This is a genomic window from Sanguibacter inulinus (assembly GCF_013415325.1).
Classification (GTDB): Bacteria; Actinomycetota; Actinomycetes; order Actinomycetales; family Cellulomonadaceae; genus Sanguibacter; species Sanguibacter inulinus.
The window spans coordinates 17,158-29,443 of record NZ_JACBYE010000006.1; the positions used below are offsets into that span (position 1 = coordinate 17,158).

At 71.0% G+C, this 12,286-nt stretch carries 10 protein-coding genes; 5 read left to right on the plus strand and 5 right to left on the minus strand.

The features are described 5' to 3' along the window. Positions 1-162 precede the first annotated feature (162 nt). Complete coding sequence (locus tag HZZ10_RS03875) at positions 163-2,469, minus strand: sodium-translocating pyrophosphatase (RefSeq protein ID WP_056127851.1); 2,307 nt, start codon at positions 2,467-2,469, stop codon at positions 163-165. A gap of 204 nt (positions 2,470-2,673) precedes the next feature. Between HZZ10_RS03875 and HZZ10_RS03880 the strand changes: the two genes are divergently transcribed. From HZZ10_RS03880 to HZZ10_RS03890, 3 genes are all read left to right on the plus strand, one after another. Then, entirely contained in the window at positions 2,674-3,393 is a 720-nt protein-coding gene (locus HZZ10_RS03880) for an RNA polymerase sigma factor (RefSeq protein ID WP_228087013.1), read from the plus strand. Continuing rightward, positions 3,390-4,682 carry an RAD23 family protein gene (locus tag HZZ10_RS03885; RefSeq protein WP_179912486.1) on the plus strand — a complete coding sequence of 431 codons (1,293 nt, stop codon included), beginning with the start codon at positions 3,390-3,392 and terminating at the stop codon, positions 4,680-4,682. The genes HZZ10_RS03880 and HZZ10_RS03885 overlap by 4 nt, the downstream gene beginning before the upstream one ends. A 109-nt stretch (positions 4,683-4,791) precedes the next feature. Next, positions 4,792-5,055 carry a sigma factor gene (locus HZZ10_RS03890; protein WP_228087017.1) on the plus strand — a complete coding sequence of 88 codons (264 nt, stop codon included), beginning with the start codon at positions 4,792-4,794 and terminating at the stop codon, positions 5,053-5,055. Between the two features lie 198 nt (positions 5,056-5,253). Here HZZ10_RS03890 and cobA read toward each other — a convergent pair whose 3' ends face one another. Genes cobA through nirB form a run of 3 tightly spaced genes read right to left on the minus strand, consistent with a single transcriptional unit; the run spans position 5,254 to position 9,727 of the window. Beyond that, entirely contained in the window at positions 5,254-6,804 is a 1,551-nt protein-coding gene (gene cobA / locus HZZ10_RS03895; protein WP_179912487.1) for a uroporphyrinogen-III C-methyltransferase, read from the minus strand. Further along, positions 6,801-7,157: a nitrite reductase small subunit NirD gene (nirD, locus tag HZZ10_RS03900; RefSeq protein WP_056127826.1), complete on the minus strand. Its 357-nt coding sequence runs from the start codon at positions 7,155-7,157 to the stop codon at positions 6,801-6,803. The genes cobA and nirD overlap by 4 nt, the downstream gene beginning before the upstream one ends. Continuing rightward, on the minus strand, positions 7,154-9,727 hold the full coding sequence (gene nirB, locus HZZ10_RS03905; RefSeq protein ID WP_179912488.1) for a nitrite reductase large subunit NirB: 2,574 nt from the start codon (positions 9,725-9,727) through the stop codon (positions 7,154-7,156). Before nirB ends, nirD begins: the two co-directional genes overlap by 4 nt. A 213-nt stretch (positions 9,728-9,940) precedes the next feature. On the opposite strand from nirB, the gene HZZ10_RS03910 reads away from it, so the two are divergent. Both HZZ10_RS03910 and HZZ10_RS03915 read left to right on the plus strand, forming a co-directional pair. After that, positions 9,941-10,273 (plus strand): cupin domain-containing protein, encoded by a 333-nt coding sequence (locus HZZ10_RS03910; protein WP_179912489.1) that lies wholly within the window; start codon positions 9,941-9,943, stop codon positions 10,271-10,273. 88 nt (positions 10,274-10,361) lie between these two features. Continuing rightward, positions 10,362-10,904, plus strand: a complete 543-nt coding sequence (locus HZZ10_RS03915; RefSeq protein WP_179912490.1) for a GNAT family N-acetyltransferase — start codon at positions 10,362-10,364, stop codon at positions 10,902-10,904. Between the two features lie 127 nt (positions 10,905-11,031). On the opposite strand, the gene HZZ10_RS03920 is transcribed toward HZZ10_RS03915, so the two are convergent. Next, the gene (locus HZZ10_RS03920; protein ID WP_056127813.1) at positions 11,032-12,249 is read right to left on the minus strand and encodes an ATP-binding protein; all 1,218 of its coding nucleotides are present in this window, start codon (positions 12,247-12,249) and stop codon (positions 11,032-11,034) included. Positions 12,250-12,286 lie beyond the last annotated feature (37 nt).

A 12,286-nucleotide genomic window follows, 5' to 3' on the forward strand; every position in this document is an offset into this window, starting at 1 on the left:
CCGCCGCGACCGCATTACCGCCGGGCAGGCAGCCAGGCGGTCGTGCGGTCGTGCGGTCGTGCGGCCAGGCGGTCATGCGGTCATGCGGTCGAGGCTGCTGGTCGGCCGGCCTGCGCCTACCGCAGCCGGTCAGCGGTCGGTCAGTGGCCGGTCCCCGGTCGGTCAGCGATCCTGAGGTCGTCGCGCAGCACCCGCGGGTTCTTCGGTGAGCGACGCCGCGTCCACGCGTGCGGCCCGCAACCGGCTCGCGACGATCGCCCCGAAGGCGATCAGCGCGGCCACGACCGCGATCCCGATGCGGAGCGTGTGGTTCGCGTCGGCCGGGACACTCATCGCGACCACCGCGGGCGCGACGAGCACGGCGACCAGGTTCATCACCTTGATGAGCGGGTTGATCGCGGGGCCGGCGGTGTCCTTGAAGGGGTCGCCGACGGTGTCGCCGATGACCACGGCCTCGTGGGCGGGTGAGCCCTTGCCGCCGTAGGCACCGTCTTCGATGATCTTCTTCGCGTTGTCCCACGCACCCCCGGAGTTGGCGAGGAACACGGCCATGAGCACCCCGGCGCCGATCGCCCCCGCCAGGAACCCGGCGAGCGGACCGACCCCCAGCCCGAAGCCGACGGCGATCGGTGCGAAGGCCGCGAGGAGGCCAGGTGTCGCGAGCTCGCGCAGCGAGTCGCGGGTGCAGATGTCGACCACCCGGCCGTAGTCGGGACGCTCCTCGTAGGTCATGATCCCCGGGTGCTCGCGGAACTGGCGCCGGACCTCGAAGACGATCGCCCCGGCCGCCCGGGTCACGGCGTCGATGGCCAGCCCGGAGAAGAGGAAGACGGTCGCCGCCCCGAGGATCACCCCGACGAGGGTGACGGGCGAGATGATCGAGAAGCTGAGCATCGACGTGACGATCCCCGTGCTCGCGGCGTCGGTGACGTCGCGCAGCGCCGACTGGACGGCGTCGGCGTAGGAGCCGAAGAGCGCCGTCGCGGCGAGCACGGCCGTCGCGATCGCGATGCCCTTGGTGATCGCCTTGGTCGTGTTGCCGACGGCGTCGAGGTCGGTGAGCACCTGGGCGCCCTCCTCGTCGACGTCACCCGACATCTCGGCGATCCCCTGGGCGTTGTCCGAGACCGGCCCGAAGGTGTCCATCGCGACGATGACTCCGACCGTGGTGAGCAGCCCGCAGCCGGCGAGGGCGACGAGGAACAGCGAGAGCCAGACGGAGCCGCCCGCGAGCAGGAAGACCCCGCAGATCGCCGCGGCGATGATCCCCGCGGTGTAGACGGCGGACTCGAAGCCGACACCGATCCCGGAGAGGATCACCGTCGCGGCGCCGGTCCGGGACGTCGCGGCGACGTGCAGCGTCGGCTTGGAGGTCGTCCCTGTGAAGTACCCGGTGACCCAGAGGATGATGCCGGCGAGCACCACCCCGACGAGCACCGCGAGGCTCGCGACGACCCGCGGGTCGCTCGTGACGTCGGAGAGGTCGGCGGTCCCGGGCGACTCGGCGAAGGTCGCGGGCAGGTAGGCGAAGGCCGCGACCGCAGCGAGGACCGCGCCGAGCAGCGCGGAGACGTAGAAGCCGCGGTAGATGGCGCGCAGCCCGCTCTCCGTCCCGCGCACCCGGGTGGTCGCGATGCCCAGCAGCGCGACGAAGGCCCCAGCCGCGGTGACGATGAGCGGGAAGACGAGCCCCTGCTCGCCGAGGGTCGCCTTGCCGAGGATCAGCGCGGCCACGAGCATCACGGCGTAGGACTCGAAGAGGTCTGCGGCCATGCCTGCGCAGTCGCCGACGTTGTCGCCCACGTTGTCGGCGATGGTCGCGGCGTTGCGCGGGTCGTCCTCGGGGATGCCCTGCTCGACCTTGCCGACGAGGTCCGCGCCGACGTCGGCGGCCTTGGTGAAGATGCCACCACCGACGCGCATGAACATGGCCAGCAGCGCTGCTCCGAAGCCGAAGCCCTCGAGGACCGACGGCGCGTCGCCGCGGTAGAGCAGCACGACCCCGGAGGCACCGAGCAGCCCCAGACCGACGACGGACAGGCCGACCACTCCCCCGGTGCGGAAGGCGATGCGGGCCCCTTCGGTCCGGGCTCCTGGGTGCATCGCGGCCGCGGCGACGCGGAGGTTCGCACGGGTCGCGAGCCACATGCCGAGATACCCGATCGCGGCCGAGAAGCCGGCCCCGACGACGAAGGCGACCGAGCGGCCCACCCGGATGCTCGCGTCGCCGGGCAGCACGAAGAGCAGCCCGAAGACCACGACGACGAAGAGCGCGAGGGTCCGGAACTGTCGGCTGAGGTACGCCGACGCCCCCTCCTGGACCGCGAGCGCGATCTCCTTCATGCTGTCCGTGCCCTCGGGGGCGGCGAGCACCTGGCGCCTGAGCACGACGGCGACGACGAGGGAGAGCGCCCCGATCACCGCGATCGCGCCGACGATGACAAGACTGGTGGTTCCGAGCTCGAGCATCCGTCCTCCTTGACGACTGCACCGCACACGACGTCCGTCGCGTGTGACGCCGATCACACTCGGTCGACGTAGCGGGCAGTCTACGCAGGCCGGACGGGGTGCGCAGGGGGACGCGCCCCAACGTTCTGCGGGCACGGTGCGTTGTGGAGGGGTGAGGGCACCGACGACTGTCGGCACCGGGCAGCAGGGACAGCAGGGGGACCGATGACCGACGAGCACGACCTGAGCAGGATGGTGCGCGAGCGCATCGGCGCGCTCACCGGCTACGCCTACCTCCTGTGCGGCAACGTCAAGGAAGCCGAAGACCTGGTCCAGGACGCCTTCGTCAAGGTGTTCAGCCGTCGTCGCGCGCCCGAGGCCGCGACCTCGGAGTCCTACGTGCGCCGCGCGATCCTCACCCTCTACCTCGACCAGTACAGGCGACGGCGACGGTGGTCCGGCATCAAGCACCTGGTGGGGGTCGCCGACCGCCAGGAGAGTGCTGAGCTGGCCACGAGCGCCCAGCTCGACGTGGCCGTGGCCCTCGACGCTCTCACCCCCCGACAGCGCGCCTGCGTCGTGCTGCGGTACTACGACGACCTCACGGTCCCGCAGGTGGCGCAGTCTCTCGGGTGCGCTCCGGGGACTGTCAAGCGGCACCTGTCCGACGCGCACCAGGCCCTCCGGGCGATCCTCGGCGAGGACGTCGAGCTCCCGGACGACTCTCCGGTCACGCTCGGTGCGTCCCCGGCTGTCGAGCCGGGCTCCGTGGAGCCCGACCAGACCGACTGCGGCTCCGCGGACGGCGGTGGCGACCCGTCCGGTCGCTACGACCTGCCCGGCGCCGGAGACCACTCACGCTTCGCGCCGCCCACCACCTCCGCACCGGAGATCGACCGCGCTCCTGCGCACCAGACCAGCCCGACGACAAGGACACGACAGTGAACCGCACCCTGCGCGACGACCTCGGATCCCTGGCCTCTCTCGGCGCCTCGAGGGTCGACCGCGACGCGGCGACCGAGCAGGTCCTCGCGACCGTCAGGCAGCGCAGGCGCCGCAGGCCCGTGCTGGTCGCCGGCGCGACGGCGGCCTGCCTCGCCGTCACCGCGACGGGCGCCCTCGCCGCACTCCAGCTCTTCCGTGACGACGACGCGCCTGTCGTCGCCCTCCCGGACGACCCGCGCGGCCAGAGCATCAGGACGCTGTGCGGGCAGCCCGCACCCGACTACCTCGAGGCCACGGCGTCCCCGTCGATCATGTACTCCTTCACCGCGAACCGTCCCGCCGCGGTCGGCGACCTCGACGGTGAGGACATCACCTCTGGTCCGCTCGACGACCGGCCGTTCTCGACGACCGAGCCTCTGCCGACCCTCTACGTCAACGTCCGTGCCGACGAGGTGGAGCGCACGGTCGTCGGCCCGACAGGCTTCGTGCTGGTCAAGGACGGCGTGGTCGTCGCGACCCCTCCGGCGAGCCCGACGACGTGGTCGAGGATGCAGACCTCGCTCGACGCGGACAGCGTCGCGGTGCTGTCGAGCTGGGGCGTCGAGGCCTGCGGTCAGGTCTCCCAGCCGGGTGCGTACGAGCCCGGGACCTACACCGTCTACGGCATCACCCGCGTCGAAGACCCTGACGCGCCCAGTCCTGCCACCTGGCCCGAGATCGGCGACCCAGGCCTCGTCGTCGGACCAGCGCTGAGCATGACGCTCGCAGAGACAGACGACGGTGGTGTCGTGAGGTACTTCGGGAACGCGGCCGGGACGATGTCCGAGGGCACCCCCACCGGTGCCGGCGCTCCCGACGGCTCGGCCGCCGGGAGCCCGGCGGTCGCCCTCGACGAGTCGTCCGCCTCGCTCGACTGGCCCACCGACGTCACGCCTGCGCTCGAGGCAGGGACCGCGACAGCCCAGAGCGTCGTCTGGTTCTCGCCTGTCGAAGGGTACGGGCCCCGGAGTCAGGCCGACAGGACAGACACCGCGGTCGTCCAGGCCGCTGCCCGGCGGACCCTCGAGCACATCGGCTACGCACCGGAGGAGCACTTCCTCCCGCTGGCCTGCCAGCCCGCGGCCCTCAGCGCACTCGCCGGGGTGTCGCCGACAGACGACCTGAGGCTCACCCTCGGCTACGCCGTGGCCTTCGAGACTCCCGACGACGCTGCGCGGTTCGTCGACCTCTTCACGGGGGCCTTCGGCTACACGCCGGTCCAGGTAGACGGCGAGGCTGCCTGCCGCTGACCCTGCGGGTCACATCAGCCCACAGCGCGTCACCCAGAAACTCACCCCCACTGTTCTGCCGACCCCGAGCGTCATGATGTGTGACAGCGACACCAGGACAGGGGACGAGATGGACGACTGGGAGCACGACATGGGAGAGCTGGTGCGCACGAGGCACCGGGCACTCCTCGGGTACGCGCACCTGCTGAGCGGGAACGTCCGCGACGCCGAAGACCTCGTGCAGGACGCGCTGGTGAAGGTCTTCTCCCGGAAGTCGGCGCCACAGCCCCACGCTGCAGAGGCCTACGTGCGGCGGGCGATCTACACGATCTACCTCGACCTCTATAGGCGCCGGACCCGGTGGTCCCGGGTCAGGGGCTGCGACTTCAGCTGACCGAACCCACCTGAGCACGACCCCGAGATCACCCTCATCCCCCGAGGTCGCCCGCATCCCCCGAGGTCGTCCTCGCTGCCTCGAGGTCGTACGGACACGCCGAGATCGCGGTGGTCAACCCGCAGAACGGCGTGTCTGTACGACCTCGTGGGTGCAGGGACGGCCTCGTGGGTAGAGGGACGACCTCGTCCGACAGGGTCAGGCGCGTGCGGCCGCGGCCGCGGCCTCGCGGAGCTGCTTGCGGCTCGGCGGGGCCTCGGCCGCACGACCTGGCGCGGCCGGGTCGAGGAACCCCTCGCGGGCGACCTCGCCGACCACGATGACCCCTGTCGACGTGAGACCAGCCGTGTGGCAGGCGCTCGCGAGCTCGGCGAGCGGGGCGCGGACCACCTGCTCCCCCGGCAGGGTCGCCCGGACCACCACAGCCGCAGGTCTGCTCGGCGCGGCACCGCCCGCGAGGGCCTCGGCCACGATCCGCTCGATGCCCGCGAGCCCCATGAGCATGACGACGGTGACCCCCGGCGTCGCGAGCGCCGCGAGGTCGAGGTCGGTCAGCCTGCCGTGGCCGTTGACCACGTGCACCCTGTCGGCGGTCCCGCGGTGCGTCACCGGGATGCCCGCGACCTCGGCCGCCGCGACAGCCGACGTGATCCCTGGCACCACCTGGACCGGGACGCCCGCAGCCCTGCAGGCGAGGACCTCTTCACCGCCGCGACCGAAGAGGAAGGCGTCTCCGCCCTTGAGCCTGACCACCCGCAGCCCTGCCTGCGCCCGGTCCACGAGGATCTGGTTGATGCCCTGCTGCGGGACCTGGTGGATGCCCGGGCTCTTGCCGACGTGCACCACCTCGACGTGGTCGGCGAGCTCGGTCAGCACGGCCGTGGGCCCGAGCCTGTCGGCGACGACCACGTCGGCCTGCGCGAGGAGCGTGCGTGCCCTGACCGTCATGAGGTCAGGGTCGCCCGTCCCGCCGCCGACGAGCGCGACGGTGCCTGGTCGCAGGACGGGGCCGCCCAGGAGGGAGGTGTACGGCTCGGCTGTCGGGGCGGCACCCGACGTCGAGGTCACCACGGTCGCTGCGGCAGCCGCCGGGTCGGGCACGCCAGCGGCCGCCGCGGCCCAGCCGTCGAGACCCTCGGTGCTCAGGGCACCTCCAGGACCACCCGGTAGACCGGCCACCCCTCGACGCCCAGCCGCGCCTCGACGCGCAGCGCCGACGTCGACCTGCCCGCCGCGCACCAGCGCGACCAGGCTGTCCCGCACGGCGACGACCCGCCGAGGGTCGGCCGTACCCGTCGAGGTCACGGCGAGCACCATGCCGGCAACCGCGGCCGTGGCCGGGGTGCGCGCGGAACCGACCGAGACGTCGGAGGAGACGACGCAGAACACCCTGTCGGCGTCGGCGCGCGCGGCGAGCATCGCGTCGGCTGCGGCGTCACCGGTGCAGGCGTGGACCAGCCAGCAGCCGTCGACGTCTGCAGGCTCCACGGTCCGCTCGGCGAGCGAGACGCGGCCCGTCGCGGAGAGCGTCCGCAGCTCGTCGCCCGTCTCGGGTGCGACCACGAGGACGTCGGCTCCGCCGTCGAGCATGGCGGCGACGCGTCGGGTCGCGACAGGTCCGCCGCCCGCGACCAGGACCCGGCGACCGCGCAGGTCGAGCCCGAGCATCGTCGGTGGGACGGGTGCCGACGCAGCCGAGGCCTCGTCGGCCGGACCAGGGACGCTGCTCGGCAGCGCGGGCCCGGTCACCGCACGACCGCCGGTCCGACGAAGACGTCGCCGCCGTCGACGCGCACGGGGAAGGTCGCGAGGTCCTGCGGCTCCTTGCCACCGGCGTCGAGGCACTCGCCCGTGCGCAGCGACCACACCTGCTTGAACATCGGTGAGGAGAGCACAGTGACGTCGCCGACGGACCCGACGAGACCGCGGCACAGGACGTTCGCGCCGGAGAAGGGGTCGTGCTGCTGCACGGCCAGGACGCTGTCGTCCTCGAGCCTGAACAGCGCGACCTGCACACCGTCGACGAGGGCAGCCGCCCCACGCTCGGGGACGAGGTCGGTCAGCGAGCACACCCGCGTCCAGCGATCAGTCGTGGCGTTCACCGTCGTACCTCCAGCGTGCGAGCGATCACGGGGTTGGGGTCGGCGACCTCTCCGGCCTGAGCAGGCCGGACCTGCCCGCGCTCGGACGTGTACGAGAGGTCGGGGTCGTGCTGGTCGGGGGCGTTGACGAAGGACACGAAGCGGCTGAGCTTCTCGGGGTCCGCGAGGGTCTCGGCCCACTCGTCACGGTAGCTCTCGACGTGGTGGGCCATGAAGGCCTCGAGCTCCGCGCCGATGCCGAGGATGTCGTCGACGACCACACGCCGCAGCTCCGCGATCCCACCCGGGTAGTCCGCGACCCACGGCGCCGTGCGCTGGAGCCTGTCGGCGCTGCGGACGTAGAGGGCGAGGAACCTGTCGATCACCTGGATGAGGCGCTCGTCGTCGAGGTCTTCGGCGAGCAGGTCGGCGTGGCGCGGGGTGAAGCCGCCGTTGCCGCCGACGTAGACGTTCCAGCCCTTCTCGGTCGCGATGATGCCCACGTCCTTGGCCCGGGCCTCCGCGCACTCGCGGGCACAGCCGGAGACACCCATCTTGAACTTGTGCGGCGCTCGCAGCCCTCGGTAGCGCATCTCGATCTGGACCCCCATGCCGACGGAGTCCTTGACCCCGAAGCGGCACCAGGCCTGCCCGACGCAGGACTTCACGTTGCGCAGGGCCTTGCCGTAGGCCTGACCGGACTCGAAGCCGGCGTCGACCAGGCGGGTCCAGATCGCGGGGAGCTGGTCGATCCGCGCCCCGAACATCCCGATGCGCTGGGCACCGGTGATGCGCGTGTAGAGGCCGAACTCCTGCGCGACCTCGCCGATCACCAGGAGCTTCTCCGGGGTGATCTCGCCCCCGGGGACGCGCGGGACGACCGAGTAGGTGCCGTCCTTCTGCATGTTCGCCATGACGTGGTCGTTGGTGTCCTGGAGGGCTGCCTGCTCGGGCTCGAGCACGTGGCCGGGGCCGAGGGAGGACAAGATCGAGGCGACGACAGGCTTGCAGACCGAGCAGCCGCGCCCGGTCCCGTGGGCCCCGACGATCTCGGAGAAAGTCCGCAGCCCCTCGCGGCGCACGAGGTCGTAGAGCTCGGCGCGGGCCATCGAGAAGTGCTCGCACATCGCGCGGGACACCTCGATGCCGGACTTCTCGAGGGTCGAGTTGACGATCTTGGTGAGCAGCGGGACGCACGACCCGCAGACCGTCCCGGCCTTGGTGCAGGCCTTGACCTCACCGACGCTCGTGCACCCGTGCTCGGTCACGGCCCCGCGGACCGTGCCTGCCGTGACGTTCGCGCAGGAGCAGACGACCACGTCGTCGGGCAGCTCGAGGGACGGCACGCCGGCGCCGCCCTCGGGGGCGAGGAAGGCCGACGGGTCGGCGCCGAGCGGGCGGCCGAGCATCGGGCGCAGCGACGGGTAGAGCGCGACGTCGCCGACGAAGACCCCACCCAGCAAGACCTTCGCGTCGTCAGAGACGACGAGCTTCTTGTACGTCTTCGCGACGGGGTCGGCGAAGGTCACCTCGAGGGCACCAGGGGTGAGGGCGAAGACGTCGCCGAAGCTCGCGGCCTCGACTCCGACGCCCTTGAGGCGGGTGCCCTCCGGGAAGGTCTCGTAGGTCGCAGTCCCGCCGAGCAGCTGGTCGACGACCACCTCGGCCATCTTGTTGCCCGGTGCCACGAGGCCCGTGCACTCGCCCTCGTAGGAGGCGCACTCGCCGATCGCCCACACGGAGGGGTCGGAGGTGCGGCACGTCGGGCCGACGACGACGCCGCCGCGCTCGCCGACCGCGAGGCCGGCCTCGCGGGCCACCCTGTCGCGGGGGCGGACGCCCGTCGAGAAGACGACGACGTCGGCGGGGACGCTCGACCCGTCGGAGAGCTCCATGGTCGCGACGGCTCCGTCGCCGGCTGCGCCCAGGCGCGTCGCGCCCGTCGAGGTCCGGACGTCGAAGCCGAGGTCGGTCACCAGGACGCGGAGCGCCTCGCCACCGCCCGGGTCGAGCTGGACGCTCATCAGCCTGTCGGAGAACTCCACGACAGTCGCGCTCGTGCCGAGGGTCTGCAGGGCGGCGGCGGCCTCGAGGCCGAGGACTCCCCCACCGACGACGGCCCCCGCGAGCGGCCGGCCGAGCTTTTCTGAGCGCAGCCGGACCCACTCGTCGAGGGCGACCACGTCGGCCATCGTCCTGTAGGTGAAGACTCCCGGCAGGTCCGTGCCGTCGGTGCGCGGGGTCCAGGCCCACGAGCCCGTGGCGAGCACGAGGTCGTCGTAGGCCTCGACGCGGCCGGAGCGGGTCGTGACGGTCTGCCCCGCGAGGTCGAGGTCGGCGACGGCGTCACCCGTGACGAGGGTGACCCGCGGGTCCGACCAGGGTCCGGCGTCGAGCACGAGGTCGTCCGGGGTGCGCCCTGCGAAGAACTCGGAGAGGTGCACGCGGTCGTAGGGGGCGTGGGGCTCGTCGCCGATGACGGTGAGGGTCCAGTCGCCCTCGGGCGAGCGCTGGCACAGGTGCTCGGCGAACCGGTGGGCGACCATGCCGCCGCCGACCACGACGATGCGGCCGTGAGGAAGGGAGCTCATGTGATCTTCTCTTCAAGATGGGGGCCGGGCGGGTACGCCGGTGCCACTATCGTCCGACGACTTCACGAGGCCCTCCGGGGTCCTAGGGCCCAGTCCGACAGGCGGGACGCGGTCCGCCAAACGGACTCACCGCCTCGCTGGAGGGCAGTGAGGTCTTGTGATCCAGGGCCTAGGTCACGTGTGCTGCGAGCTCTGGGCTGGGAGGCTCGAGAGATGGAGAAGCTCTCGCTCACAGCCAAGGCCCGCACCACCCTCGACGAGGCCCGGATGTCCTCGAACGGACGCAGCGCGCACACCGTCTACGGGGGGCACGAGCAGACGCTGCGGCAGACGATCATCGCCCTGACCGCCGGTGAAGGTCTCGCCGAGCACGACAGCCCCGGGGAGGCGACGCTGCAGGTGCTCGAGGGACGGGTCCGCCTCGTCTGCGGTGACCACACGTGGCACGGGGCGCCGGGTGCGCTGCTGGTGATCCCCGACGCCCGGCACTCCCTCGAGGCAGACGAAGACTCGGTCGTGCTGCTGACGGTCGCCAAGCGCAGCTGACGGCTGCGGCGAGGCCGAGGTCCTGGGGCTCGACCTCTGCGGAGAGGTGCGACCTCACCGGACGGCATCCCGTCGCTAGGGTCGGGGGATGACGAGAACCTTCGCCTCACGCGTCGACGACGACATCGAGCTGGTGCTGCTCGACCACCACCACACCGACGCGATCCACGCCCTGGTGCTCTCGAGCCTGGACCACCTCCGTCCGTGGGAAGAGATCGCCCGGCCCGACCTCACCCGCGAGGAGACCCTCGAGTACGTCACCGCCGGCCAGCGCTCGTGGGCCGAAGGACGCGCCCTCCCGAGCGCGATCGTCTACCGCGGGGAGATCGCCGGCGTGGTCGGCGCCCGGATCACCCGCGAGGTCGACAAGGCACAGATCGGCTACTGGCTGGGCTCTGCGTACCAGGGGCTCGGGATCATGACGCGCTCGGTACGCGCCGTCGTCCAGACGCTCATCGAGGACGAGGGGATGCACCGCGTCGAGCTGCGCACGGCGGCGGACAACCAGCGCAGCAGGGCGCTCGCCGAGAGGCTCGGCTTCACCCTGGAGGGGACGCTCCGTGAGGCGTACCCGATCGACGGGGTCCGCCACGACCTGTGCATCTACGGACGGCTGCGCAACGACCGCTGACAAGACCGATGCACCTGACCCTTGCTGCAGGTTCACGCGATCGGTGCATGTCTGGCTGGCGAGGCTCTGATCGACAGACCAAGGCATACCGCTCGTTCTCGTGCCTGGCCTGGCTGACGGATGGCGGCTACTTCTTCTTGCTTCTCTTCTGCACAGGAGGGACGTTCAACGATGGCACGGCGCGAAGCATGAACTTGTCGAAGTCGGGCACGGTGAAAGCAGCGTAGCCGTGCTCCGGCGTGTACAAGAGGCCCATGTCAATCAGCTCGGCTCGGGTCGGGCCCAGCTGGGTGGACTCCCGACCCATCACCCTTGCGACGTCCGATGCCTTCTGGGCATCAGGGCCGAGCTCGGCCATCGCGCGCATGTAGGCCGTCTGCAATGGTGTGGCCCTGTCCAGGCGTACCCGGAAGAAGGAGCTGTCGAGCTTCGTCTCATAGACCTCACGGGCCTGCTCGACATCTTCGCGCGTCAGGGTGGGGCCTTCTGCAATCTCCCAGACCTGATAGCCGAGCTCCTGGATGAAATAGGGGTAGCCCTTCGTGATGGACCTCGCGAGGTCTAGTGCACCCCGGTCGAACACGACCCCTTCGGTCTGGGCTGGTTCGAGGAGCGCCTGTTCTGCCTCCGATTCGCTCAACGAGTCGATCTTGGGGAACTTGAAGAGGCGCTCCGCGTAGGATTTGGCATCACCAGCCAGCTCAGCGATCTGAGGAAGCCCCGCGCCCACGAACGTCAGCGGCAGCTTCTTCTGCACAGTCTTGTGCACGCCCTGGATCAGAGCTTCCAGCTGGACAGCCGAGAGGAACTGCACCTCGTCGATGAGCAGCGCTACCCCCCGCTGCCTCTCTCTGGCGGCTTCCCCGACCGCCACGAAGACGTCCGTGAGATCCATGGCCAGATTCCCGTGGTCGGCCAGACCTTCGGCCGCTTCGACGTCCCACGACAGCGACCAGGTGCCCTGCTGGTCGACCGTCGCGGCGAACGATGTGACGACTTGCGCGGCACGCCGCCCGATGTCGGACCAGCGGGCCCGGGGAGAGAGCCGGAGCAGAGCCCCCTTGAGGAGCGAGGCGATCGTCTGCCGGAAGTGCACGTCGCTGTGCTTGGAAGCTTCAATCTCCAGCACTTCCCAATGAGCCGCGCGGGCCATCTCGCCGAACTCGTTGAGGAGAACGGTCTTGCCGACGCCCCTCAGCCCCGTCATGATCATGGACTGCTCGGTGCGCCCCCTCTGGAGTCGCTGCAGAAGCATGTCGAAGGCACGCTTGTGCTCGTCCCTCCCCACGATGATCTCAGGCGAGGCACCCGCGTTGGGCGTGTAGGGGTTACGGATGCTGTCCATGGACCGACCTTAGTAGGTTTACCAAGCTTTATGAAGA